The 25,773-nt window shown below is 60.9% G+C and carries 23 protein-coding genes; 10 read left to right on the top strand and 13 right to left on the bottom strand.

What is annotated here, in order from left to right:
• Positions 1-22: 22 nt before the first annotated feature.
• Positions 23-1,177, bottom strand: a complete 1,155-nt coding sequence (locus tag EDD78_RS05550; protein ID WP_132084247.1) for an aldo/keto reductase — start codon at positions 1,175-1,177, stop codon at positions 23-25.
• An 84-nt stretch (positions 1,178-1,261) separates the two neighbouring features.
• Positions 1,262-2,350, bottom strand: a complete 1,089-nt coding sequence (locus EDD78_RS05555) for a putative NPN-dependent ornithine cyclodeaminase (protein WP_079699007.1) — start codon at positions 2,348-2,350, stop codon at positions 1,262-1,264.
• Positions 2,351-2,714: 364 nt separating this feature from the next.
• Here EDD78_RS05555 and EDD78_RS05560 point away from each other — a divergent pair, with 364 nt between their 5' ends.
• Positions 2,715-3,641 carry a hypothetical protein gene (locus EDD78_RS05560; RefSeq protein WP_132084248.1) on the top strand — a complete coding sequence of 309 codons (927 nt, stop codon included), beginning with the start codon at positions 2,715-2,717 and terminating at the stop codon, positions 3,639-3,641.
• Positions 3,642-3,717: 76 nt separating this feature from the next.
• On the opposite strand, the gene EDD78_RS13945 is transcribed toward EDD78_RS05560, so the two are convergent.
• The gene (locus EDD78_RS13945) at positions 3,718-3,891 is read right to left on the bottom strand and encodes a hypothetical protein (RefSeq protein ID WP_159448957.1); all 174 of its coding nucleotides are present in this window, start codon (positions 3,889-3,891) and stop codon (positions 3,718-3,720) included.
• A gap of 219 nt (positions 3,892-4,110) precedes the next feature.
• Between EDD78_RS13945 and EDD78_RS05565 the strand changes: the two genes are divergently transcribed.
• Complete coding sequence (locus tag EDD78_RS05565) at positions 4,111-5,430, top strand: transglutaminase-like domain-containing protein (RefSeq protein WP_132084249.1); 1,320 nt, start codon at positions 4,111-4,113, stop codon at positions 5,428-5,430.
• A gap of 86 nt (positions 5,431-5,516) precedes the next feature.
• Here EDD78_RS05565 and EDD78_RS05570 read toward each other — a convergent pair whose 3' ends face one another.
• Positions 5,517-6,752 carry a S1C family serine protease gene (locus tag EDD78_RS05570; protein WP_132084250.1) on the bottom strand — a complete coding sequence of 412 codons (1,236 nt, stop codon included), beginning with the start codon at positions 6,750-6,752 and terminating at the stop codon, positions 5,517-5,519.
• A 282-nt stretch (positions 6,753-7,034) separates the two neighbouring features.
• Here EDD78_RS05570 and EDD78_RS05575 point away from each other — a divergent pair, with 282 nt between their 5' ends.
• Together EDD78_RS05575 and EDD78_RS05580 are read left to right on the top strand one after the other, a co-directional pair.
• Positions 7,035-7,895 carry a transglutaminase domain-containing protein gene (locus EDD78_RS05575; RefSeq protein WP_286170750.1) on the top strand — a complete coding sequence of 287 codons (861 nt, stop codon included), beginning with the start codon at positions 7,035-7,037 and terminating at the stop codon, positions 7,893-7,895.
• Between the two features lie 81 nt (positions 7,896-7,976).
• Positions 7,977-8,414, top strand: coding sequence for a bactofilin family protein (locus EDD78_RS05580; protein WP_079699012.1), 438 nt, complete (start codon positions 7,977-7,979; stop codon positions 8,412-8,414).
• Positions 8,415-8,475: 61 nt separating this feature from the next.
• Here the strand turns inward: EDD78_RS05580 and EDD78_RS05585 are convergent, their stop codons facing one another.
• The 7 genes from EDD78_RS05585 to EDD78_RS05615 all read right to left on the bottom strand — a co-directional run bounded on the left by EDD78_RS05585 (position 8,476) and on the right by EDD78_RS05615 (position 16,707).
• Positions 8,476-8,910, bottom strand: coding sequence for an RrF2 family transcriptional regulator (locus tag EDD78_RS05585; protein ID WP_132084252.1), 435 nt, complete (start codon positions 8,908-8,910; stop codon positions 8,476-8,478).
• Complete coding sequence (locus EDD78_RS05590) at positions 8,907-9,224, bottom strand: hypothetical protein (protein ID WP_132084253.1); 318 nt, start codon at positions 9,222-9,224, stop codon at positions 8,907-8,909. The genes EDD78_RS05585 and EDD78_RS05590 overlap by 4 nt, the downstream gene beginning before the upstream one ends.
• Positions 9,225-9,509: 285 nt before the next feature.
• Entirely contained in the window at positions 9,510-11,783 is a 2,274-nt protein-coding gene (locus EDD78_RS05595; protein ID WP_132084254.1) for a sensor histidine kinase, read from the bottom strand.
• The gene (locus EDD78_RS05600; protein WP_079699016.1) at positions 11,746-12,456 is read right to left on the bottom strand and encodes a response regulator transcription factor; all 711 of its coding nucleotides are present in this window, start codon (positions 12,454-12,456) and stop codon (positions 11,746-11,748) included. The genes EDD78_RS05595 and EDD78_RS05600 overlap by 38 nt, the downstream gene beginning before the upstream one ends.
• 175 nt (positions 12,457-12,631) lie before the next feature.
• A complete protein-coding gene (locus EDD78_RS05605) occupies positions 12,632-14,095 on the bottom strand; it encodes an ATP-binding cassette domain-containing protein (protein ID WP_079699017.1) in 1,464 nt (487 codons plus the stop codon).
• On the bottom strand, positions 14,085-15,119 hold the full coding sequence (locus tag EDD78_RS05610; RefSeq protein WP_132084255.1) for a sensor histidine kinase: 1,035 nt from the start codon (positions 15,117-15,119) through the stop codon (positions 14,085-14,087). The genes EDD78_RS05605 and EDD78_RS05610 overlap by 11 nt, the downstream gene beginning before the upstream one ends.
• Positions 15,120-15,132: 13 nt before the next feature.
• On the bottom strand, positions 15,133-16,707 hold the full coding sequence (locus tag EDD78_RS05615; protein WP_165873119.1) for a response regulator: 1,575 nt from the start codon (positions 16,705-16,707) through the stop codon (positions 15,133-15,135).
• Between the two features lie 229 nt (positions 16,708-16,936).
• Here EDD78_RS05615 and EDD78_RS05620 point away from each other — a divergent pair, with 229 nt between their 5' ends.
• The 4 genes from EDD78_RS05620 to EDD78_RS05635 are packed head-to-tail and all read left to right on the top strand — an operon-like array spanning position 16,937 to position 21,642.
• A complete protein-coding gene (locus EDD78_RS05620; protein ID WP_132084257.1) occupies positions 16,937-18,046 on the top strand; it encodes a sugar ABC transporter substrate-binding protein in 1,110 nt (369 codons plus the stop codon).
• Positions 18,047-18,069: 23 nt separating this feature from the next.
• Positions 18,070-19,575: a sugar ABC transporter ATP-binding protein gene (locus EDD78_RS05625; protein ID WP_132084258.1), complete on the top strand. Its 1,506-nt coding sequence runs from the start codon at positions 18,070-18,072 to the stop codon at positions 19,573-19,575.
• Between the two features lie 3 nt (positions 19,576-19,578).
• Positions 19,579-20,739 (top strand): sugar ABC transporter permease, encoded by a 1,161-nt coding sequence (locus EDD78_RS05630; RefSeq protein ID WP_132084259.1) that lies wholly within the window; start codon positions 19,579-19,581, stop codon positions 20,737-20,739.
• Between the two features lie 18 nt (positions 20,740-20,757).
• Positions 20,758-21,642, top strand: coding sequence for a flavin reductase family protein (locus tag EDD78_RS05635; protein ID WP_132084260.1), 885 nt, complete (start codon positions 20,758-20,760; stop codon positions 21,640-21,642).
• Between the two features lie 79 nt (positions 21,643-21,721).
• Here EDD78_RS05635 and mscL read toward each other — a convergent pair whose 3' ends face one another.
• On the bottom strand, positions 21,722-22,132 hold the full coding sequence (gene mscL, locus EDD78_RS05640; RefSeq protein WP_132084261.1) for a large conductance mechanosensitive channel protein MscL: 411 nt from the start codon (positions 22,130-22,132) through the stop codon (positions 21,722-21,724).
• A gap of 22 nt (positions 22,133-22,154) precedes the next feature.
• On the bottom strand, positions 22,155-23,276 hold the full coding sequence (locus tag EDD78_RS05645; RefSeq protein WP_132084262.1) for a M20 metallopeptidase family protein: 1,122 nt from the start codon (positions 23,274-23,276) through the stop codon (positions 22,155-22,157).
• A gap of 132 nt (positions 23,277-23,408) precedes the next feature.
• On the opposite strand from EDD78_RS05645, the gene EDD78_RS05650 reads away from it, so the two are divergent.
• Both EDD78_RS05650 and EDD78_RS05655 read left to right on the top strand, forming a co-directional pair.
• Positions 23,409-23,999, top strand: a complete 591-nt coding sequence (locus EDD78_RS05650; protein WP_132084263.1) for an MBL fold metallo-hydrolase — start codon at positions 23,409-23,411, stop codon at positions 23,997-23,999.
• A 415-nt stretch (positions 24,000-24,414) separates the two neighbouring features.
• On the top strand, positions 24,415-25,761 hold the full coding sequence (locus tag EDD78_RS05655) for an ABC transporter substrate-binding protein (RefSeq protein WP_079699026.1): 1,347 nt from the start codon (positions 24,415-24,417) through the stop codon (positions 25,759-25,761).
• The last annotated feature ends 12 nt before the right edge of the window (positions 25,762-25,773 follow it).

Raw genomic sequence — 25,773 nt, forward strand, 5'->3', positions numbered from 1 at the left:
GTTCCTTTCCCGGAAATTCAGCCTAGAAGCCGAAAATTTCCTTTGCCTGTTCCATGCGCTCGATGACCGGCACCGAGAAGGGGCAGTTGCCCTCGCAGCTGCCACAGGCGATACAGTCCTGGGCGTGCCGTTCCAGCGCCCCGTAATGCGCGCGCACCGTGTCCGGCACCTCTTTTGCGCTCTGCGCCAGGTCGAGGAACTTTTGCACCTGGGCGATGTCGATATGCGACGGGCAGGGCAGACAGTGATTGCAGTACATGCACCGGCCCTTCATCGAATATTTCGGGGTGGAGGAGAGGATGAGGGAATAGTCCCGCTCCCGCTCGCCCGCCGTCTCGTAGGCGGCGCTGCTCTTGACCTCCTGCGCGGTCTTGGCCCCGGCTAAGACACTGCAGACCGCCGGACGGGTGAGCGCGTAATGGATGCACTGCGCCGGGGTGAGCGCGACCCCGAAGGGGGACATTTCGGCGCTGAGCAGCGAGCCGGCCGCCATGCCCTTCATCACGGTGATGGCGGTTCCATGCCGCTCACAGGTGCGGTAGAGCTCCTCGCGCACCGGGTTGATCCCGCACAGCCCCTCCTTTTGATACGAGGCGGGGACGAAGAGGTCGTCGATCAGAGTGTCCTCGGGCAGCAGGTCATAAGCGGGGTTGAGGCTGAACATCAGCACGTCCAGCCATCCGGTCTCCACCGCGCGCGTGGCGCTCTGCGGGTCGTGCGAGCTCATCCCGATCGCGCGGATCACCCCCTTGGCCTTGAGCTGTTGGGCATAGTCCATCAGCCCGCCCGGGGCGAAGACCCGCTCGAAGTCCTCGGCGGTGTCCACAAAGTGGAGCATCCCGATGTCTATGTAGTCGGTCCCCAGCCGCTCGAGCAGATCGAAGAAGAACCGCTCACAGAGCGCGAGGTCCCGGGTGCGCTCGTATTGCCCGTTTATCCAGGCGGCTCCGATGTGTCCCTGGATCAGCACCTGTTCCCGCCGCCCCTTGAGAGCGCGCCCCAGGTTCAGGCGCACCTGCGGCTCGGACATGAAGACGTCAAAAATGTTGATCCCACATTCCAGCGCGGCGTCCACAACCTCCTTGACCTGGCTGTAGGGCAGGCCCTGCAAATGCTCGCACCCCAGCCCGACCTCGCTCGCTTGCATGCCGGTTCGGCCAAGTGTCCGGTAATTCATATGCTCTCCTCCTCGTTGTCTTTTTGCTTTCATTCTAGCACAAAGCCGCCGCCTTTCAAGCGAAAAGTTCTGCGGTGCATAGGCCTATTTTGCGGTTCCCCGCCAGAGGTGGACCAGGAAATCCTGTACGTTGGTCACGATCGAGGTGACCGCCAAACTTCCGCGGTCGCGCAGCTTGTTGGTGACGAATTCCGAAATGTCCACGCAATAGAGGAAGACCGGGCGCACCTGCCCGTCGATCACCCGGAAGGAGGGGGTCATGTTTCCGGTGGCGATGGTGTGCAGCTGGGTGGCCAGGCAGATGACGGTGGTCGCCTGCCGGATGTAGGAGCGCATGCGGTCCTGCGCGTCGTAGACGTTGCCGATCACCTCGGGCAGCGGCCCGTCGTCCCGGATGGAGCCGGCCAATACGAGGGGCACCTCGTTCCTGACGCAGGAATTTACGATCCCGTCCTTGACGCCATAGGTTTCGATGAACCGCGGGATCGAGCCGCAGCCGCGCACCTTGTTGATCACGTCGATGTGGTTGTAATGGCCGTTCGGCATAGGCTGCTGGGTGTAAACGTCCTGCCCCAGCGCGGTGCGCAGGAGTGCTGCCTCCAGGTCGTGGGTGGCCAGCGCGTTGCCCGCCATCACGACGTTCGCAAAGCCGTTTTCAATCAGCCCGGACATCGCCGCGCGCGCGTCGGCGTCGAAGGAGCAGGCCGGGCCGAGCACCCAGGCGATGAAGCCGTGTTCCCGCTCGTATTTCAGCAGCTCATAAAGCGAGTCGTAATCCTTGGAGAAGGCCGTTTCGCGCGAGCGCCCGGTGCGGAAGGCGAAGGAGCCGTCCGACGCTCCCGCTTTCGAGAAGCCGTCGTAATGGACGTAGATTCCTTCCGAGCCGTCCTCGGTGCGCCCGAGGATGACCTCGTCCCCGCCCCTAAGATTGCGGAATTCCTTGGTGGCGATCCCGCCGCCCGGCTCCAGTACGGCGACGCAATCCATCCGGCTCTCCCCGGCGAGCATCCATGTCCCGCCGAGCTTAAAATACTCGGGATAGATACTCGTCGCGTGGTAATTCTCCGGCGCCACCCCGTCCCGGGGCGCCGGAGCGCTTTTGGCGCAGGGGGCGCCGGTAAAGGCCGGCTTGGAAAAGTCGGGCGCTTGATAGGTTGGCATTTGAAAGCTCATGGATAAGTCCTCCTGTCTTGATGGCGTCTCGATATCTACTGGAAATATTATAGCATACTTGTCTTGCCGGTGCATCCCAGCCTTCCGGCGGAACAGCAAAAAGTGTATGAATTTTCTGTGAAATGCATCCAGAGGACTTGTATTCTTACCATACATGGATTAGAATGGAAGAGCATATAGAGAATATCAGCGGTGGATCAGAACACCGGCAGGTTTTGATTTCAAGGTTGCCGTGCGCTGGAAGGATCGAAGCCTTATGGGTACCTTGGTCTTTGGCTTCCTTTAAGGTTTTTTAGAGAATTCTATGCTAGGATGATTTTGGAATCAGGCAAACAATCATTTTACTAAGAGGAAGGAAAGAAAAATGAAAAGTCTCAGTAGCAAACTCATGGCTTTGGTTCTCGCTCTCTCCATGCTGATGGGAACCGTAGTGGTGGCGTCTGCGGCCAGCTCCACCGATTACAGCGTCAAGGTTGAGGACAACAAGGTGTCGTTCATTCAGAACGGTAAGACGATCGGCACCTACAACTCGAAGGACGCAAAGCTCAAGCTCGTCACCGATAAGGACGGCGACCTTCTGGTCTGCTTCTATGATGCAAACAACAACTATAAGAGAATCACCCTCGGCAAGCAGACCTCCCTCTCGCTGAGCGGCTCGATGACCTCCCTGACGCTGGACAAGTCGCTCAACGATAGCCTGAGCTTCTCCGTCTCGGCGTCGGTCGGCACCATGTCCGTGGCCTCTAAAAACAGTGTGAAGATCAGCGGCAAGGTTGATAAGCTGACCATCACCGGCGCGGCCAAGGTCACCGTCACCAAGGACGGCAAGGTTACCTCCGCCTCGGTCGCGAAGAGCGCCACCCTCACCAACGAGTCCTCGACCAAGATCGGCTCGGCCAATGTGAAGAGCTCCTCGAGCAAGAGCGACACCCCGACCCTCAGACTGGTCGGCAACGCCGGTAAGTACGATTCCAACAGGGACGATGACGATGATGATGACGATGACGACGACGATTACGTCGCCCGCCGCAAGCCGGATCTCGACATCGGCCGCCTCGAGGCTTCTGTCGGCGATGAGCTGCGTGATCTGATTGACGATTTGAACAATGAAGTCGATGCGTACTGGGAAGACGATGATCACGATGAAGTTGAGGTCAAGGGTGAGTGCAAGTGGAAGAAAAAGAACAGCACAGAGCTCGAGAAGAGCGGTGAGTACAGCTTTGTCTTCACCCCGCGCGATACCAAAAAATACCGCGAGGTCAGCGGTTCTATCTACATCCGTGTCGACTAATCGGGAAACTTTCACAGCATAAAAGAAACGCCCGGCATGCCCGTTGGCATGCCGGGCCTTTTCCTGGAACAAGGCCTTAGTCGCTGTAGTGCATGATGTTGGAAACATATTCCTGCATCTCGCTGAGAGAGCGGAAGTCGCATTCCATTACCTTGCGCTTGATGTCGGACGGCAGCGCCTGGAAGTACTCGTAGCTCGACAGGTCCTGGTCCAGCAGGTCCGACAGGCACAGGTGTTCTCCTTTGAGCATAGCTTTGCCTTTCCGCTTTGGCGTTTGTTTGCCAAAGCCGTTTAATTGGGCGAAATCGCCCATTCCTAGTTTTTCTGCCATGGCCACATTTAAAACAAGGAAAATCGATGAAACAAGCGGACGGCCGAATTATTCGTCCGTCACATGCGACGCCTGTATTGAGGCGAGCCATTTTGGCACAATAGTAAGAATCACGGTAAGAACAGGAGTTAGACAGGAATGAAACCCTTCTCGAAATTTTTCACCGTCCTTTTGACAGCCTGTATGCTCTTCGCAGCGGCCAGTCCCGTCTTTGGCGCGAACGTCAATTCACAAAAGAGCGAGGAGCCCGCAAAAAAGGAGGAGAGCTTCCTGAAATATTCGCAGGAGGAGATGCTCTCCCATCTCGGCGGCGTATGGAAGGGAAGTTTCCATACCCGCACCGCGCCCGGCAAATATGCCGAGGATGAAGCGCAGATGAGCTTCATCGCTTCGTCCGGGAACCCCAGGCTCTTCCTGGTAATCGATTCCTACGAAGCGAACTACCTCACGCCCGCCTGGCGGATCGAGGACAGCGAGCTTGTATTTTCCTTCAACGACTCCTATTGGAGCGCGATGGCCACCCTGCACTTTTCGGATGAAAACACCCTCGCCGGGACCTACGCGCAGTACGGCGAGGAGTTCGAGCTACAGTTTGAAAAGCTTTCCTCGAAACCGACGGACTACTCCTCCCAGCCGCAGTTCATTTTCGAGGATGAAGAGTATTCCGTCTGGCGCGAGCGTCTCACGAAGTATCCCGACTTCGACCCCGGCAGCGAAAAAGACTTTGGGACCATCCCGTTTACCTACGAGCTGTGGAGATGGGATAAATCCTTTCCGCTGGTGCGTGACTACGGTATGGCCGACGCGATCCGGGGAAAGAGCGACGTGGACCAGATGATCGCGCTGCTGAACCTGGTATGCGACAACTTTAGGCACGACGGCTCCTACGGCATCCCGGAAGGGGAGGACGCGGCGGGACTGAGCGCCCAGACGGTCATAAACCTCTGCCGGCAAAACGGCGGGATCGAGTGCCGGGGGCTCTCGATCATCCTCAGCGAGATGCTGCGCACCAGCGGGATTCCGGCAAAGCCGATCATGTGCATCCCCTCCACCGATCCCTGCGAGGAGTGTCATGTGGTGGTGCACGCCTATTCGGAGAGCCTCGGCCAGTGGATCATGCTGGACCCGACCTACCGCCTGGTGCTCAAGGACGAGACCGGCCGGTATGTCGATCTGCCCACCCTGCGCCGGAGCCTGATCAGCGGCGCCAAGCTGGTGGCCAACTCCAACGCCGGCCACAACCGCATGCCCTTTTATATGGATTTCTACCGCGCCTATATGACCAAGAACACCTTCCGCTTCTCCTGCCTGACTGATTTTTCCTACGGCTCGGAGGGAAGCGAAAATAACCAGGCGCAGATGCTCGTCCCCAAGGGCTACCCGGTTCCCTATGCGGGGTCGCGTCCCGAACGGGTGACCACCAACGCGGCGGCCTTCTGGGCCCCGCCACAAAACTAGAAAAAAGGAGCGGAATCCCATGATTCCGCTCCTTTTTTTATATGGGCCGCGGTGGGGGCCGCGGCCGCTAAACCGGCATGGCCGGATTAGGCATCTTCGGTCTGCTGCACACTTTCCGGCACGTTCTCCTGCAGCGTCACGCTGATGGGAAGGGTTTCTCCGTCGCGCAGGACGCGCAGCTTGATGGTTTCACCGGCCGAGTATTTCTCCAGCTCGGTTTTCAGCTCCCGGGTGGAAGAGATCTCGGCGTCGCCCACCGCCACGATCCCGTCGCCGACCTTGAGCCCCGCCTTCTGGGCGGCCGAGGATTCGTTCACGCCCGCGATATAGACCCCAAGCTGCGGCACACGGTACATAAAGGCCGAGCGCTCGTCCTGGATGTCGATCACCGAGACGCCCAAAGCCCCGCGGCCGGTCACATAGCCGTTTTGGATCAGGTCCTCGATTACCGTCTTGGCCTTGTCGACCGGGATGGCGAAGCCGAGCCCCTCGATCCCGGAACCGGAGGATTTGGCCACCACGATGCCGATCAGCTCACCCTTGTCGTTAAAGAGGCCGCCGCCCGAGTTGCCGGGGTTGATGGCCGCGTTGGTCTGGATGAGGGTGTGGGTCTCGCCGTCGATGGTGACCTCGCGGTTCAAGGCGCTGACGATGCCGTTGGTCACGGTGCCGCCCAGCTCGCCGAGCGGATTGCCGATGGCAACCGTCTCATCGCCGACCTGCAGGGAATCCGAGCTGCCCATCACGGCGGCGCTGAGGTTTTCGGCCTCGATCTTGATGACGGCCAGATCGGTCTGTGGATCGGTCCCCACCAAAGTCGCGTCATAGGTTTCCTCTCCGTCCTTGAGGCGCACGGTGATCTTCTGCGCGCCGTCAATGACATGGTTGTTGGTGACGATGTAGCCGTCCTGCGAGATGATCACGCCGCTGCCCGCCGCCTGCGCGGTGACCGGCTGCATGAAAAAGTTCTGTTGGGGCACCTCGGTGCGGATCTCGACCACCGAGTCGGAAACCGAGCTGACGATCTGCGAGACGCTCATCACGCCGCCCGTGGAGGACGGGGCGCTCGAGACGGTGGAGCCGGTGGGGGTATTGTCCGCCGGTTGTGAAGCCGCGCTCTGGTTTCCCGCAAGGTTGGCGGCGAGATAGCCGCCGCCGAAGCCCATCGCCGAGGAGGAGACCACACAGGCGAGGGCGACCGCCACTGCGAAGCCCCGGTTATGCCGTTTCTTCGGTCCTTCCTGCGGCGCCCCGCCGTACTGCGGATTGCTGGAGTAGCTGTTTTCCAGTTGACTGCCTTTAAAATCATCATAGTAATTCATATATATGCCTCCTTACAGGTGGTTGTTTTTTGAACTGTCTATAGAATACCCGCCAGATGTGTGATCCGTTTTAAGACTTTGAAACCTTGATTTTAATTTTTTACGAAGAGATTTTGTACTTTGTAAAGAAAAATCGATGGAATCTTGAAGAATTTGCTACCTTTGGCTTTTTTGGAAGAATTGCCCTTATTTGTAACAAAAATGGGAAAAAAGCTCGACATTTTTTGTCTCTCACGCTATAATAAGAAAAGTAGTATTTGAGGAGTGTATATAGTGTTTAAAATGAAAAAGATCGTTTCGGCATTATTGGCGGCGGCTATGCTGTTTGGCGCGGCGCTTTCGGCTTCGGCGGCGGCCAAAACGCAGGACAAGGATTGGACCCAGGCCGACCTGAGCAAGCTGGGACAGGGGATCTACCAGGATTTTGTCAAGGGCCTGCACAACATGCAGGGCACGGTGACCTCCGAATTCAGCGGCACCAGCCAGCAGGCGTTCGACCAGTTTGGCAAGATTTTGCAGGTGCTCAAAAAACAGAACCCTGAAATTTTCTGGCTGAGCTACGACTACCAGTCCTGCAAGGTGACGGGCGGGGATACCCTTTCCTGGAGCCCGGACTATTTCTCCGAATTCAAGAGCGGCGGCAAGCTGGACAAGGAGAAGATCAAATCGGTCCAGCAAAGCCTCGAGGCGGTGGTCAACTCGGTGGGCACCGGCAAGACGACCTATGAAACGGTCACGAAGTTCAATTCCTGGCTGACCCAGAATGTCGCCTACACCTTCGACTACTCCAACAGCCATGTCTACGAGCTGACCGGCGCGCTGGTGGATCGCAAATGTGCCTGTGAGGGCTATGCCAAGGCGTTTAAATTCCTTTGTGACAACGCCGGGATCGAGTGCGTGGTCGTTTCGGGCAAGGGCACCACGGGGGGCACGACCTACGACCACGAGTGGAATTATGTCAAAATGGACGACGGCAAGTGGTATCTGATGGACTGCACCTGGAACGCGCTCGGCGCCAACAAGCAGAAGTGGTTCCTGCTTGGCACCGACTCCGCGGTGGAGGGGATGGCGCTGCTCACCTCTCACAAGGAGGACGGCTCGAAGTATCCCGAGCTTTCCAAGGCAAACTACAGCGCGCAGTAGCAGCTATAATTTAACGGGTCGCCCGTTCCTTTTTGGGCCGCCTGATGACAGCAACAAAGCGTAAATTGGGGGGCAAACAAAATGTTCGATTATGACAATCCGTCCGGAATCAACTATACGGTGATTTCCAAGAGCACCACGGTGCGCGGAAACATCAAAACGGCCGACCCGATCAAGGTCAGCGGCCGGGTGATCGGCGACATCGACTGCGAGAAGCGCGCCGCCGTCACCGGCAAGGTGGAGGGGAACATCGGCAGCGAGAACTTTGTGGCCAGCAACGCGGCCGTCAAGGGGAACATCGACTGCCATGACCAGTTCTCGGCGGACGAGGACAGCGCCATCATCGGGGACGTTACGGCCGGAGCCGCGACGGTTGAGGGCCGGGTCAAAGGCAATATGAAGATTGCCAACGAGGTCGAGGTGGGCTCCACCGCGGTCATTGTGGGGGACATTTCCGCGAGCAACATCGAGGTCAAAAAGGGCGCGCGGGTCAGCGGTACGCTGCAGATCGACCACTGATTCACGATTCGACAGATAAAAAACCGGAGGCGCATTTATGCGCCTCCGGTTTTTTGCGTGTTTATCGCTCTTGCGCAGTCCTTTTGCCGCTGAATATCACCCGGTCGATATCTTTTACCGTGATACCCTCGAGCCGCCGCTTACACAGCTCGTCGAGCTCGCCGTAGATGCCGTCCATGATCCGTCCCATCCCCGAGGCGACCAGGCATTTTTTGTCCACGTTTCCCGAGCGCCAGGAGGCGCTCACCAGCGGCACGCCCACCGCCTCGTCGATCCGGCGCAGGGTCACTTCCCCCGGGTCGAGGCAGAAGCGGTAGCCGCCCTCGGCTCCCTCCTTGGTTTCGATCAGCCCGCCCTTCTTGAGCATGGCCATCACCTTGCGCACCCGGGCGGGATTGGTGCAGACATTCTGCGAGAGCTCCTCGCTTGAGAGGGTGGTGCCCTTGTGGTTGAGGTAGACCAGCGCGTGGACCGCGATGGTAAATTCTCCGGTCATCGTGACGCCCCTTTCCCGGATTTAAACGATGCCTTGGCCCTTTTCAGCAGATCGAACAGGAAGAGAAGATGCAGGACGAGCAGCGCGCCGTATAAGGCGAGCTGCCCGCCGCTTGCCTGCGCACAGGCGACCCCGGTGCCCTGGCGGGCCAGGGCATAGACCAGCGACGCACTGTAGAAGAGGGAGAGGGCCAGGTAGAGCAGTGGGAAGAGGCTCCGCGCGCTTCGCACGACCAGCACCAAGCTGACCGCCAGCACCGAAAGCGCGGCGGCCAGCCCGCAAAAGAAAAGCAGGGTCGATAGGATAAAATGCAAAGCGTCCCCCTCCTTAAACGCAGAAGCCGATCCCGGTGTGCAGCAGCACAGCCACCAGTACAGCGGCCAAAACTACTCCGGCGAAACGTAAAACCTGATCCATGGCTCCTCCTGAATGTATCGTTTGATGTTACAGCTTATACTGTAATTATAATATTTACAGAATCTGTTGTCAAGTCCCGGGATGATATTTTGGGGGAGGGGCGCGCGGCTTTTTTCAGGATAGAGGTTGAAGCCGCCCAGCAGACAGGCCCCGCCGGATCGGCGGAGCCTGTCTGCTGGATATTATTCGGGGAGCCTTGCAAACTCAACAGTCACCACGAACAGGTCGGCGATGGTCTCCACCGAAAAGCGTCCGCCGCAGGCCTCGGTAAAGCTGCGGGCGATCGAGAGGCCAAGCCCGCTGCCGCCGTCGGTACGGCTTTGATCCCCCCGCACGAAGCGCTCGGTGAAATCCACGCCCGGGGCGATTTCGGTTTTCGAGGTGTTCTTCACGCTGGCCACCGCCATGCTGCCGTCGGCGTGCAGCGAGACGTGGATCCGCGAGCCCTCGAGGGAATACTGCAAGGCGTTTTGCAGCAGGTTCTGGAAGACCCGGTAGAGCCGCTGCCCGTCGGCCTGGATCATCACCGGCTCCTCGGGTATCTCGCTCCTGAGCTGCACCGGGCTTCCGGCGATCTGCTCCTGCATGTCGGCCAGGGTCTGGCGCAGCAGCTTCCCGAGGTCCAGCTCCTCCTGGTCCACCGGCAGCTGTCCCGAGGTCGCCTTGCTCACCTCGAACACGTCCTGCACCATCGTCTTGAGGCGCTGGGACTTGCCCTTAAGAATCTCTATATAGTCCCGCACATGCTCGGGCAGGTCCTCCTCCTCGTCCAGCAGCTCGACGTAGCTGATGATCGAGGTCAGCGGGGTTTTGATGTCATGAGAAACGTTTGCGATCAGCTCGACCTTCATGCGCTCGCTGCGGATCTGCTCCTCGAGCGCGGCGTTCATCCCGCGCTGGATGTCGCCGAGGTCCTGCGCCGCCTGGCAGAGGTCCGCGTCTTCGGGGAGGGTCAGCGGCATGCTCAGATTGCCCGCGCGCACCGTCCCGATCTGGTCGATCAGCGCGCCGACATCCCCGCTCATACTCCGGCAGTCCCTGTTAAAGCCGTGCAGCGCCCAAAGTCCAAGCGCCAGCAGCAGGAGCAGGGGAATGGCAATGACGAGGGCTCCGGGGGAATTATAGATCATGAAGAAGAACAGGGGCACCGCCGCCGCGGCGCTGAGGATCACCTGAAAGGCCGTGATCCGGCGCAGGCGGCGCTCCATGCGCTGCTGGAAGGGCAGACGCAGCTCGGCTCTCCGGTGGGAAGCGCGCAGCCTTGAGAGAAGGCTGTGCTTTAGGGGGTGCACTCCATAGCGCAGGTCGTTGACCAGCAGGTAGCCCATCCAGAACAGGAACAGCACGGCGCCGGTGTTCTGGGCGACGTCCTGGAGGTAGGAGGAGAGCATCCAGAAGTCGAGATAGCCTTCGTTATAGACATAATAGGCCAGCTCGCGCATATTGTAGCTCGAAGCGAGCAGGGCGAAGAGAAGGGCCAGCAGCAGGATCAGGACCTTGAACTCGATGTAGACGCGTCCCGTGATCCTGGCCAGGAAGCGGTCTGCGCGCGCCTTTTGCCGCCGCGAAAAGAGATAGAACAGGAAGAAGACGGCGCCGGCGGTCAGGGCAAAGGCACAGACGATATAGCGCTGCCGGTTCTGGCTGAGATTGCGCGCCAGGTAGTACAGGTCGTTGCTGCGGTACGCCGAATTGGAGTTGTCCGTCGAAACGTAGAGCATGGGCACCTTGGCGGCGGCGATGGTGACGGTGGCGTGAGAGGTCTTTTCATCCACCGTGAAGTTATTGTAGCCGGGGAGGTACCAGTCGTTCTCCTCCCGGTAATACCCGTCGCCGTACGGGTCGATCTTCTTGCCGTCCTTTATGATGGTGGCCTTCTTGCCGTCGAAATAGAGCAGGAAGTTGTACCCCTCGGGCTGGGCGAGGGAGGGGCCGTCGAGCCCGGTGCCCTCGGCGTTGGTGTACTTTTCCTTGCCGTCGTAGGAGATGGTATAAAGTATGTTTTTGTCCTTGGCGAAGCGCTCGTGCGCGCGCTTTGCGGCCGCCTCGATCTCCTCGTCGCTGGGGTAGCTTGGCCCGGAGGAAGAATCCTCGGACACGCCGTAGCTCGTTTCGGTTTGCCAGCCCCATTGCAGGCCGAGGCCCTCCATGGCCGCCTCGGCGGATTCCTGGGCGTAGCTATAGGTGTATTCCCCGTCGTAGGGGTAGCCGTACCAGTCCAGCGGGCTGCCGCTGGCCATCGCGAGGAAATCCTCGAGGTAGCCCGAGATGTTCCGGCGAAACTGGGTGGTATTCTGATAGTCGGTCTCAAAGCTCTCCCGCAGCTCCTGCACGCCCTGGGAGCCGCGCAGCGCCAGCGAGAGGAAGGGAGCGGCCCCGCCCAGGAGGAGGCTCACCCCGAGAGAAAAGCAAAGAAAACTAAGTATGGCTTTCCATTTTTTCGATTTTGTATCCAATTCCCCACACCACCTTTAAATATTCGGGTTCCTTCGGGTTGAGTTCGATTTTTTCGCGAATGCGTCGGATGTGGACCATCACCGTGTTTTCCGGGGCGAAGGCCTCCTCCTCCCAGACCCTGCGGTAGATCTCCTCGGCGGGGAAGATCCGCCCGAGGTTGCGCATGAGCAGGTCGACGATCTTGGTCTCGGTCGCGGTCAGCTTGACGGGGTCGCCGTCGGCGCGCAGGAGGCGCTCCTCGGTGTTGTAGCTCAGCCGCCCGTTGTGGATCTCGCCGCTGCTGAGTGCCGTGTTGATGTCTCCGAGGCTGGTGTAGCGCCGCAGCTGGCTGCGCACCCGCGCCACCAGCTCCTGGGGGCTGAAGGGCTTGGTCACGTAGTCGTCGGCCCCCATTGAGAGGCCGAGGATCTTGTCGGTTTCCTCGCTCTTGGCGCTGAGCACGATGATGGGCAGGTTGCGCCGCTCGCGGATTTTCATGACGGCGGACAGCCCGTCGAGCTTCGGCATCATCACGTCGATGAGGATCAGCTGGACCGACTGCTCGGCGGCAAGCTCGAGCGCCTTGAGGCCGTCGTAGGCCTCCAGCACCCGGTACCCCTCCTTGCGCAGCAGGATCGCGATGGCTTTTACAATTTCCCGGTCGTCGTCGACCACAAGCACACATTCGTTCATGGGAACTCCTCCTTCAGGCTTGTCTCTATCTTAAGGGAAGGTTCTTACAAAATCACAAGGGAAATCCTTACAGATTCCTTACGAACCATAAGCTCGAAAGAAAAGACGTGTCAGAGAGACTGACACGTCTTTTCTATCATTCAGTATAGCATAGTTTCATCCGGCGGGGAAGGGCTCAGTCCCTGGCGCAGAGCTCTTCCTCCACCTCGATGATCCGGGAACACAGGCGCCGCAGCTGCGAGCGGCTGCGGGAAAGGAGAAGGATGGAAATCCCCCTCTGCCTCAGACGGCGCAGAACTTCCCCGAACTCGTGCAGCGAAAGGTCGTTATAACCGATATGGGGATTGCGAAAGATCATCACCGCCGGCCCGGTACAGAGCCAGCGCGCAATGACCAGGCTTTGCTGTAAGCTGCCGCCGAGCTGCGGCAGCCGCTCGCAGCGCCCATATTCCTGCGCCAGGTCCAGAAGGTCCAGTGCCGCCAGCGCTTGTAAAACCGTATAATAGGTCACCCGGCTGTTTTCGATCCCGAAGGGCCGCCCGAGATCGAGTAGCAGCCCGACGTTGTCGACGAGGCCCAGGTTGTGAAAAATCCCTTGCGTGCCGCTGGATTCGTCCAGCAGCGCGATCCCCTTTATGCTCGGGCGGGAGCCCTGCCTCGAGGGGAGGGGACGGCCGTCCAGCGCGGCGAAGCCGGTGTAGGGCAGCTGCCCGGTCAGCATATGGGAGAGCTCTTCGCAGACCGTCCAGTCCGGATCGTAGATTCCCAGCGCTTCCCCCGAGGCGAGGGAAAGGGAAAAGCCCCGCAGATGCTCCCCCGCACAGACGCTTTGCAGCTCGAGCCGGACAGACCGGCCGGCGGCCGGGACACCTTCCCCTGCCAAGGGGGAGTCCTCCCGCGGCGGGGCGCTGCCATCCCCCCGGAACAGGGAGAGCAGTTCGCCGCCCTGAAGGTGCTGCGGCTCGCTGACCGAGACGATGGTGCCGTGACGCAGGACGGACAGCCGGTCGCATTCGAGGATCAGCTCACTGAAGCGGTCGGTGATGAACAGTACAGAAACCCCCGCCTGCCGCAGGTAGCGCAATACATTTTTATAAAGGACAGCCTGCGCGCGGGTATAGCCGCCGGCGCTGTCCTCCAGGACCAGGATTTTGCTCTGGCGCGCGCACACGCGCAGCAGGGCGACGAGTTGGCGCTGCCAGGGAGGAATTTCCTCCAGCCGCTGATCCGCCCGGACGAAGGGGAGCCCCGCCTCCCCCAGCAGCCTCTGCGCCTCGGCGTACATGGCGGGCAGGTCGAGGCGGCGATAAGAGAAGAAGCGCTCCTGCAGGCCGCAGATGTTTTCCGCCACCGTCAGCTGCAAAAAGAGCTGGTCGTCCTGCCGGCAGCAGAGCATCCCTCCGGCGGCCTGCCGCCAAGCAGCGGGGGAAGAAACCTCCCTGCCAAAGAGGAACAGCTTGCCGCCCTCGGGAAAGGCGCGCGCGCCCAACAGCTCGAAGAGCGCGCCGCGGCAGCGGTCGGAGCGGCAGAAAAGGCCGTGCAGCTCCCCTTGCAACAGGGTGAGGTTGAGATTTTCGAGCAGCGGCCTCCCCTGCGATGAGAGGCTCAGGCGACATAGGCGCAGCAGTTCAGCTTTCATGGGCGTTCTCCGTCAGGGGGAGGGAGAGCTCCACCCTCGTCTGATAGCCCAGGATGCTGTACACATTCAGCCCGTAGTCCTCGCCGTACATCAGCCGCAGGCGCGCGTTGACGTTCTGCAGCGCGATCCCGGAGCCGGGGGAGGCCGGCGGCTCCGCCCGCCCGGAGCCGCTGCACAGCGCGAGGTTGAGGCGCAGCAGCTCCTCGTCCGCGATCCCGCGCCCGTTGTCCTCCACGGCCAGGATCAGCCTTCCCCCGGCCGTGCGCAGGTGGATGCGGATCACCCCGCCCGAGGGCATGTCCCGCAGCCCGTGCTGGATGGCATTTTCCACCAGCGGCTGAAGCGAGAGCTTGGGCAGGCGGTAGGAGAGGTAATCCCGGTTTCCGGCGGACAGCTCCCGCACGAGGGTGAAACGGTCCGGGAAGCGGTAATTCTGAATTTTTACGAAGTTGTCAACATTGCGCAATTCCTGCTCCAACGTGACCGTTTCGGACGAGCTGCTGATGGTATAGCGGAAAAACGCCGAGAGCGCGCCGATCATGTCGGCGGTCTCGCGGCAGTTTTCGTCGAGCGCCTTGCCGCGGATGCAGTCGAGGGTGTTGTAGAGAAAATGCGGATTGATCTGGCTTTGCAGCGAGTGCAGCAGCGCCTGCTTTTGCAGGATCTGCCGGGTGTACTCTCGCTCCATCGACTCGCCGAAATAGGCGATCGAGCGCTGCAGCGTCCGGCCGAAGGAGGCGGGGTCAACCGCCTTTTGCACGCTTGGGATGTCGCGCCCGAGGCGTGAGAGCTGCCGGTCGGTCAATACGATGTCGTGATAGAAGTGATAGAGCATGACGGCGGTCCCATAGAAAAACGCGGCGAGCAGGAGCAACCGCAGCATCGCCATGCCGCCCCTTTCAAGGGGCAGGAAGGGGAGGAGAAAAAGCCCCGGCCCGGAGAGGAGCAGCAGCATAAGGCAGGGCAGCCAATGGCGCCAGTAACGGAATTGACGCAGGTTTCGCAGGACGGTACGCTCCTTCATTGGCCTTCCCCCCTCATACGATCCGATGGATTTTGCGGTATTCCATCGGGCTGACGCCGATATGCCGCCGGAAGAGGCGGCTGAAGTATTTATCGTCCCGGTAGCCGACCAAGGCGGCGACCTGGGAGACGTTGTAGTGCAGATCCCCCAGCAGTTCCTTGGCTTTTTCCAGCCGTACCTGCAACAGGTAGTCGCTCAGGTTGACGCCGGTCTCGCGCTTGAAGAGCTGGCCCAGATAGAGCGGCGCCAGGAAGACCTGCTGCGCGAGGATCTCCAGGCCCAGATGCTCGGCGTAGTGCATCCGGATATATTCTTTGACCACCTGTACGGCCTTGCGCTCGGTGTTGGCGTGCTCGGCTTCATACGCCGCCAGCAGCTGGGAGCATAATTCCGTTATCTTTATAGAGAGCCGCTCAAAGGAGAAAAGCTCCACCAAGGACAGGGCGGGCGGCTCCTTGCAAAGCCGCGCGGCGAGCCCGCCGAGCAGCTCGGTGCAAAACGGGCCGAGGGAGGCGGGATGCCGCTCCAGGACAGGGTGTGATTGCTCCAGAAAGCGCCGGATCGCCCCGCCTGCTTCATCGATTTTCATCAAAGAAAGCAGGTGCTCGATCTGCTCCCAGAGGGACTGGAAGAGGAAGCACTCCAGGCTTGCCCCCTCCTTTATGGGGAGGGCCTCTTTGTCCTGCGGGAGGATCATCCGGTCCACCCCGCGCACAGAGCGCTGTGCGAGCAGGCTGTGCGCCTGCGAAAAGGCGGCTCCCAATTGGCCGGGCTGGCGCACCGGGGCGGCGAGGGCGAGCGTGATGTGCCGGCGCTCTCCCAAGAAAAAATCCTGGCAGTTGTCCAGCAAAAAACACTCCAACTTGCCGAGCAGCGCGGGACAGTCCGGTTCGGCGCCGTTCATGAGCAGCAGCAGGGTGTGCTCGCAAAGCTCGGCAAGCTCGAGCTCGGCGCACAGCGGTGCGGCGGCGCGGCAAAAGCGCCTTGCGATCTGTTCGAGCGCCAGCGGGTCGGGCGGCAGCCCGTCCTCCTGGTCCAGCCGCAGCACCCCCGCAAGGAAGAAGCCGGGGACGAACTGGTAATGGAATTCGGCGTTTACCTCCCCGGGCGTGAGCCCGCGCCGCCCCAGTATGTCGGGCTGGTAGAGCAGGAGACGCCGCAGGGAGCGCGCGTCCCGCCCCGCCTGCAGCAAGCCCCGTTTTTGTTCGTCCTCGGCCCCCAGCTTTTTGAGCGCCTTGCGCAGCGCATCGTTGAGCTCGTCGTGGTCGATCGGCTTTAACAGGAAGCTGTCCACCCCGTAGCGCACCGCCTGCCGCGCGTATTCAAAGTAGGAATAGCCGCTGATGATGATGAACTTGGCCGGCAGCTCCTGGAGCTGCGCCTGGCGGATCAGCTCCAGCCCGTCCAGGACGGGCATCTGGATGTCGGTGATCACGATGTCCGGGCGCTGCCGGCGGATCATCTCTAGCGCCTGGCGGCTGTCGCTGCACACCCCGCACAGCGTAAGCCGGAGGGCTTCCCACTCGATTTCATGCCGGATCAGCGAGCAGATGTTGATTTCGTCGTCCACAATCAGTACCGATCTCATGTTCGCTCCCATCCTTCCTAAAGGGCAAAAACGACAGAATATCCCTTAATTCTATCATACCGAAAGAGGGGCGCCAAAACAAGGTGGACAGTCCTTAGAAAAGGGGGGACGGATTCAAGAAGATGGCCGCCAATGATTGACGGCGGCGCTCCCCCGCTCTTATACTGTGGGTGCAAAGCACGATTTCAGGCGGTTTTGAACGAAACGATCAAATGAGGAGGAGACGAAAATGAAACGAAGCAAAATAAGGATTTCCATAATTTGCATGTGCGCAGCACTCATACTGGGTGTGTGCGGCTGCTCGCAAAAGGCACAAAACGAGGCCCCCGGCACGAACGAGCCTTCGGGCGCCGCGGTGCAGCAGGAACAGGAGGAGCAGGAAGCGCTGCCGGAAGAAGAGGGCATCACCGTCGGCGTGGCGCAGTGCACCACCCAGGAGGAGCGCTGGCGCAATGACGCCAACGCCCTGCAAAAAAAGGCGGACGAGCTGGGGCTGAGTCTCCAGATGGTGGACGCGGCCAACGACACGGCCACCCAGGCGACCCAGATCGAGAATCTCGTCTCCAGCGGGGTGGACGTGATCCTCGTCTCGCCCACCGATTCGGACGCGATCACTCCGGCGCTCGCCCAGGCCAAGGCCGCCGGGATCCCGGTGGTGGTCTGGGGACGGCAGGCGAACACGGCGGACCAGGATTTCTTCATCATCAACGACTTTGTCGAGACCGGAAAAAAGATGGCCCAGACCGCTTTGGAGGCCTGCAGCGCGGGCAATGTGGTGCTCATCGGCGGGGATAAGAGCTCCACCGTGCCCACCGAGATGACCGAAGGGATGATGTCGGTGCTGCAGCCCCGTCTGGACGACGGCAGCATGAAGCTGGTCTTCGAGCAGTATATCACCAACTGGATGCCCGACGGGGCGATGAGCGCAATGGAGAACGCCCTCACCCAGCTCGGAAACGGCGTGGACCTGGTGCTCTGCCACAACGACGGCATGGCCGGCGGTGCGATCCAGGCGCTGGAGGGCCAGGGTCTGGCCGGAACGGTGCCGGTCGTCGGGATGGACGCCGAGATCGCGGCGCTGCAGCGGATCGTGGAGGGCAAGCAGTATTCCACCGTCATCTTCGACCATGAGGGCACGGCGGACATCTGCCTGCGCGCCGCGCAGGCCCTGGCGAAGGGGGAGCCGCTCGATTCCCTGGCGGTCAAAAAGACCGCGATCGAAGGGGCCGAAATCCCGACCGGCGAGATCCCGACCATCATGATCACCAATGAGAACATCATGGAGGTCTGCGTGGATTCGGGGATCCATACGAAAGAGGAAATTTACCTGAACGCCTGAGGGCAGCATGGGAAGGTGAGGATATGTCCGCCGAGGTTATCTTAAAACTTTGCGGGATCAAAAAGGAATTTTCCGGCGTTCGGGTGCTGCACGGGATCGACCTTGCGGTGCGCTCCGGCGAGATACACGCGCTGGTGGGGGAGAACGGGGCCGGGAAGAGCACCCTGATGAAAATCCTCAGCGGGGTCTACCCCGCTGGGGAATACGGCGGGGAATTCTTCCTAAAGGGCGCCAAGGCCCGCTTCCACGGTATTAAAGCGGCGCAGCGCGCGGGGATCGAGATCATCGCCCAGGAGCTGGAGTTGGTTCTGCAGATGCGCGTCTATGAAAACGTCTTCCTGGGCAGCGGGCAAAAGCTCCCGGAGAGCGAGATGATCGACAGGACCATGAAGGTGTTCCGGCGGCTCGGCATCCCGCTCGACCCGCTGGCGCCGGTCGGGGGGCTGGGCGTCGGTCAGCGGCAGATGGTGGCGATCGCCAAGGCGCTCGTCAAGGAGGCGGACGTCCTGATCTTTGACGAGCCCACCGCGGCACTCAGCGAGGCGGAGTCGCAGAAGCTCTTTTTTATCCTGCGGGAGCTGCGTGAGAAGGGGATCACCATCCTCTATATCTCCCACCGCCTCGGCGAGGTGCTCGCGCTCAGCGACACCATCACGGTACTGCGCGACGGGCGTCTGGTGGAAACCCGCCTGGCGGACCGGTTCGACGAGGGCGGCCTGATCGCCTGCATGATCGGGCGGGAGCTCTGCGGGCGCTTCCCGCCGGCGCTCTGCGAGCCCGGGGAGGAGGTGCTGTCGGTGCGCGGCATGAGCGCCCAAGACAGCGCCGGGCGCAGGCTGGTGGACGGTGTGTCCCTCTCGGTGCGCGCCGGCGAGATCGTGGGGATCGCGGGGCTGATGGGCGCGGGGCGCACCGAGCTGGTGCGCTGCATCTTCGGCGCACAGCCGGGACGCATAAGCGGCGAGATCATGCTCTGCGGCAGGCCGGCGGCCGTCTCCTCCCCACGCGAGGCCATCCGCAGCGGGATCGGCCTGGTGTCCGAGGACCGCAAGCTTGAGGGCCTCGTCGGCATGCTGGACGTCATGCAGAATATCACCATGGCGGGACTTGGGCCGCTCAGCTTGCACGGCGTCATGCTCGACGGGGAGGCGCGCCGGCAGGCCGGGTACTACGTCGAAAAGCTGGGGATCCGCTGCACGGGGCTTTACCAGCGCGTAGAGGGCCTCAGCGGGGGAAACCAGCAAAAGGTGTGTATCGCCAAGTTCCTCCTCCCAAAGCCCCGGGTGCTGATTCTGGACGAGCCGACCCGCGGGGTGGACGTGGGGGCGAAATATGAAATCTACGAGCTTTTGCGGCGCTTGGCCCTGGAAGGGGTCGCCGTGCTGATCGTTTCCTCCGATCTGCCCGAGGTGTTGGGGCTGTCCGACCGGATATTGGTGATGAAGGATGGGCGGATCACGGGGGAGCTCTCCCGCCAGGAGGCCACCCAGGAGCGGGTCATGTATTACGCCACGATGGAAGGGAATTAGGATATGGAAAGCAGAGAGACCGGCCTTTGCGGCCGGCTGAAACTAAAGAAGTATGTGCGCTCCTACGCCATGATCCTGGCGCTGGCCTCTATCTGGATCATCTTCCAGGCCGTGACGCAGGGGACCTTTTTGAGCATACGCAACATCTCGAACCTGTTTCGACAGATGTCGGTGGTCGGGGTGCTGGCCATCGGGATGACGGTCTGCCTGATCGCGGGGAATTTCGACCTTTCGGTCGGCAGCGTGACGGGCTTTCTGGGCGCGGTGGCGGCCTGGTCGATCTCCGGGCTTTCGCAAAGCCCGATGGCCGCCGTGCTGCTGGCGGTCGTGATCGGTTGCCTGATCGGCTGCTGGAACGGCTTTTGGATCGCCTACGCCGGTGTCCCGGCCTTCATCGCGACGCTGGGCAGCTCGCTGATCTTCAAGGGCGGGCTCTATATCGTCACCCAAGGGACCACCATCCCGGTGCGCGACCCGTTCTTTCTGACACTGGGCCAGAAGTACCTGCCTCCGGCGCTGGGGTACCTGCTGGCGGGCGGGACGCTGATCGCTTTTGTCTTTTTCGACGTACGGCATCAATCCAGCCTGAGCCGGGTGCTGGGGGAGCAGGTCTCCTATTTTAAGAGGTTCGGCCGGTACGCCGGGTATCTGCTGGTGGGCGCGGCCTTCGTCGTGGTGATGAATTCCTATGAAGGGATTCCGATCGCGGTGTTCGTATTGCTCGGGCTTTCGGGGGCGCTCACCTTCGTTCTGGCCAAGACCCGGTTCGGGCGCAAGGTCTACGCGGTGGGCGGGAATCCCCGGGCGGCGCGCATGTCGGGGATCAACAACGCCGCGGTCTGCATGACCACCTTCATCATCATGGGGGGCCTGGCCGGGATGGCGGGCGTTTTGCAGACCGCGCGGCTGGCCGCGGCCACCCCCGGCGCCGCCATGGGAATGGAGCTGGACGCGGTGGCCTCCAGCGTGATCGGCGGGGTAAGCCTGGCGGGCGGCAGCGGCAAGGTGATCAATTCGGTCATCGGCGCGCTGGTGATGGCCAGCCTGACCAACGGGATGAGCCTGCTCAACGTCAATTCGGACGTGCAGTATATCGTCAAGGGGCTGATCCTGATCGTCGCCGTCTGGTTCGATGTGCGCATGCGCCGCGCGCAAAACGGATAGAAAGGAAGGGTTACAAGGATGGAACGGAAATATTTCGACGTCGAGGAGATCATCTCCCAGGTGGAGCAGAAGACCCGCAGCCAAGGCGGGGACCTGCTGATCGACTACGACAGCTGCGACTTTTCGCACCGGCTCGTGCAGCCGCCGATCGTCTGCTATCTCGTCACCACAAAAGACGAGCGGGGCAACCTCAACTGCGCGCCCATTTCGATGGGCAGCGCGGTCTGGGGCGGCGCGCCAGACGCCGCCTGGTACTTCGTCATGGGGGTGCTGGGCAGCCGGCAGACGGAAAAGAATCTGCGGGCCAGCGGGGAGTGCGTCATCAGCTATTATCCCTATTCGCTGCTGAAAGAAAGCCACATCGCCGGCCTGCCGCTGCCGCCGGGGATCAGCGAGCTGGAGGTGGCCCGCCTGACGCCGGTCCCCTCCAGCAAGGTTTCTCCCTGCGGGATCGCCGAGTGCCCGAACAACATGGAGTGCAGGGTGATCCACCGGTACGAGGCCTCCGGTACGACGATCTTCATCCTGAAGATCGTAGCGGTCAACGTCTCGCAGGAGATCTATGAGCAGGACCGGGCCCACCCGTACCAGCCTGGGATGGTGCTGGCCGACCTGATGTACGAGGTGTCCTTAAACGGGAAGCCGGAGCGGATCAACTATATGCGCATGGATCTTAAGCAGGTGTACCGCACCGGCGACGAGCTGGGGGACGACTCTGCCTGGACCGGGAGCTTCTGCTCCTGGATGGAGAGCGAGGAGCGCCGGGGCAGAATCAGCGCGAAGGAGCATGAGGACATCCTGCGCCTCTATGAACGCTGGATGGAGAACCCGGACCCCGTGGGGAATGAGGGGACCAAGGCGGCGTTGAGCGCCAGGCTGACCGAGCTGGTCTGGAAAGAATGATAAAAGGGACGGCCCGCCGGCAAATCCGGCAGGCCGTCCCTTCTCTCGCGCTTTATTACTGAGCGCGGGTCCGAAATTTTCATTCCAGCGCCGAGGTGCAGTGCGGGCAGCGCGTGGCGGCCTCGTTTACCTCGCAGCGGCAGTAGGGGCACAGGCGCGCCGGAGGCGCTTCGGGGGCGAATACGGGCTTTTGGCCGAGCGCGGCCAGCCGGTTCATCCCCTTGACGAGCAGGAAGATCAGCAGGGCCATGATCAGGAAATTGATGATGGCGGTCAGGAAAGCGCCGTAGCGGATGTCCACGCCGCGCACCACAAGGACGAGATCGGAGAAATCCGTTTTTGCGAACAACCCGATAATGGGCGAAAGGATGTCATCGGTCAACGACTTGACGATCGCTTGGAACGCGGCACCGATGATGACGCCGACGGCCAGGTCGGCGACGTTGCCCCGCAGCGCGAAATCCTTGAATTCCTGTAAAAACTTCTTCATTTTTATCATTCCCCCTGTCATTTTACGCCAATTCGATGATCTTTTTGAACAGCTCCACCGCACGCTCCAAAATCCGGTCGTTGAAGTCGTAGCCGCTGGTGTGCAGCTGCGCGTAGGATTCCCCATTGCCGAGGTAGAACATCGCTCCCGGGCAGCGCTTAAGGTAATGGCCGAAGTCCTCCGAGGCGCGAAACGGTTTCTTCATCGCCACGACGGGGTACCCGCACGCCTGCGCCGCCTCGCGCACCAGCCGCGCGCAGGCGGGATCGTTGACCGTTTCTGGAAAGACGTCGCTCTCGCCGAACGAGACGCTGAGCCCCTCGTTTTCGGCCAGATGCCCGGCATAGCGGCGGATCGTCTCCTCCAGCCGTTCCAGGTCCCGCTCGTAATCCGCCCGCAGGGTCATCGAGACCTCCCCGCGATGGGCGGCGATCCCGAAGTTTTTGTTCCCCACTGCCACCTGCACGACGGTGGCCATCACCATCCCTGAAAAGCCGTCGGCGGCAGCCGCTTCCTGGGATTTGAGCACCAGCCGCGCGGCGGCCCCGGCCGGGTTCCTTCCGTCCTCCGGCTGGCTGGCATGGGCGGGCGTTCCCAAAAAGCGGACGGTCAGCCCCTTGGAGGCGCACTGGGTGACTCCGTCGCGTACCATCACGCTCCCCAGCGGGTAGCCGCTCATGTTATGGAAGGCGTACACCTGCGCGATCCCCTTCTCCGTAATCAGCCCGGCACATTCCTCGCCCCCGCCGCCAATCTCCTCGGCGTGCTGGAAGATGAAGTAAAGGTCCCGCCCGGCACCCAGCTTATCGGCCTCCAGCGCCAGCCCGGCCAGCGCGGCGCTGTGCCCGTCGTGCCCGCACCTGTGGGAAATGCCGGCGTTGCGCGAGCGGTAGGGGAGGCCCGGCCCCTCGTCGATGGCGAGCGCGTCGAAGTCCGAGCGGAAGGCGAGTGCCGGGGCCGCCCGGTTGCCGCTGCGGTAATGGGCGTAAAACCAGCGCCCCCGGTCTTCGACTTCGAGAGCGGTGCGCTCTTTTAGAAAGCGGATCAGCGTTTCCTTGGTCTGCCGCTCCTCCATCGCGAGCTCCGCTCGCTCGTGCAGGCGGTGCCGCAGCGCGGTGATCTCCTCAAGATGCTCCCTTTGCATATTCCCTGCCTCCTGTCCAATCCGGGATCATATGGCTATTATATCGTCTATGGCGCATGAATTCCAGAGTTAAATTGCTTCGGAGGGCGCGAGGTGCTATAATCAGAAAAAGGACGTGAAAGGAGCAGCGCTATGCCGAGGCTATATTATCAGGGCCATGGAAGCTACCGGATCACCTCCAACCATGGAATGGTGATCTATGTCGATCCGTTTGTCGGAGGCGGGTACGAGAAGCCCGCCGATCTGATCCTGGTGACCCATCAGCACAGCGACCACAACCGGGTCGAGCTGGTCAGGAGGGCCCCGGGATGCCAAATGATCACCGAGCGGGAGGCGCTCGCGGGCGGGGTCTATCACACCTTCACCGTGGGCGTGGCGCAGATTGAGGCGGTGCGCGCCGAGAACATCAATCACGACCCGCGCGAATGCGTGGGATATCTTTTGACGCTCGACGGGATCGGCATCTACGCGGCGGGGGACACCTCCACCACCGACCAGATGCACTCGTTTTCACAGCGCAGGCTGGACTATGCCCTGCTGCCCATCGACGGGGTTTACAACATGGGCCCCGGGGAAGCGTCCGCCTGTGCGAGGCTCATCGGGGCGCGGCACAGCATACCGGTCCATATGAAGCCGGGCGCGCTCTTCGAGCGCGCCTGCGCCGAACGCTTTTCAGCGCCCGGCCGGATCATCCTCGAGCCGGGGGAGGAGATCGAGCTCTGACAAGCCCTTAGGGGCCCGCACGGGAAAGTGCGGGCCCCTTTTTGTTGCCAAGCGCGTAAGAGCCTGTATTTATGCGCGCCGAACGGATCGCAGGGAACCGCTTTTCCAACTGTACAGCCACCCCTCAGGGCGCGGCTGCTTTTGTATTTTAACGAGAAGGAAATGCCGCGCCCGGTTCATTTTTTTGCCGTGAAACCGGGAAAAAACCGGGAGAAAAAACAGGGCAATATACAAACGCCGAAGAAAAAAATGTCCTTCAAAAAGAGGGACATCGCGGTAGACTAAAAATGAATTCTGGTCAATTTTCACAAAATGTCCTGGCGTAGGGAAACCACTACGGTTATTTTACAGCAAGATGACCACGGATTGGAGAAAATGATTGGAAACAAAAGAGGGTTTGAAAGGAAGGGTCAAAATGAAAAAAGCAGGTAGTATCGTTCTCGCCACTTTGCTGTCCTTGAGCGTGTTTGCCGGCTGCAGCTCCAGCACGCAGTCCGATTCCGGCAGCGGCGCGCCCGCTTCCGGCTCCGAGGCCGGGAGCACCCCGGCGGCCTCCACCGCCGAAGGGGACCAGGTGACCTTCAAGTTTATGCATCAGTGGGCGGAGGAGGACCGGCTGCCCTACTGGGACAACCTGGTCAACAGCTACATGGAGAAGAACCCCAATGTAAAGATCGAGACCGAGGTCGTGCCCAACGAGCCTTATAAGGAAAAGATCCGCGTCATGCTCGGCGGCAACGACGTGCCGGACCTCTTTTTCACCTGGGACGGCGAATGGGTCTCCCGTTTTGCGAAGAACGGGGCGATCCTGGAGCTGGATTCCCTGATGAGCGACGAGTTCAAGGGCTCCTTCAACCAGGGAATCCTGACCACCGGGCAGGTGGACGGCAAGCAGTACAGCCTCCCGATCCGCACCTGCGTCAACTTCGTGCTCTACAACACCAAGATTTTCGAGGAAAACTCGATCACGATCCCCAAGACCTGGAATGAATTCATGGACGTCTGTGAAACGCTCAAGTCCGCCGGGGTCACCCCGATCGCGCTGGGCAACGGCGAGGGCTGGGCCGCGGCGCACTACATCTCGGCGCTCAATGTGCAGCTGGTGCCCTGGGACACCCTCAACGACGACTACTATCTGACCACCGGCGCGTTCGACGACCCCGGATATGTCGAGGCGCTGAACCTGCTTAAGGGGATGAACGACAAGGGCTACTTCATGGACGGCATGCCCTCCACCTCGCAGAACATCGCGCGCGAGATGTTCAACGCCGGCCAGACCGCGATGATCTACGACCAGTGCGCCAGCTTCAAGAGCTACTACCTCGACAAGATGGAAGAGGGCAGCTGGGACGTCTTCGCCCTGCCGGTCGTCGAGGGTGCGAAGGGCGACCTCGACATGATGGTCGCCTGGGTGGACCAGTTCGCGGTCTCTTCGACTTGCAAGAGCCCCGAGACGGTCATCGACTTCCTGGAATACTTCTACAACGAGGAGAACCAGCTCCAGATGCAGAAGGACCTCGGCTTCGTCTCCACCATCTCCGCGGTCGCGACCAGCCCGGAGGATTCCTTCCCGCAGCTGATCAAGGCGATGGACATCATCAACCAGTGCAAGGGCTTCATCGCGGTCATCGACCTGGAGATGGACGGCTCGGTCGCCAGCGTCTACCAGTCCGACATCCAGGAGCTGTTCACCACCAAGTCGCCCGAGCAGATCATGTCCGAGGTGCAGGCCGAGGCGGCCCGCGTGAAGGCGGAGCAATAAACACCAGAGCTT

Origin of the sequence: Harryflintia acetispora (genome assembly GCA_004340125.1) — a bacterium.
Classification (GTDB): Bacteria; Bacillota; Clostridia; order Oscillospirales; family Ruminococcaceae; genus Harryflintia; species Harryflintia acetispora.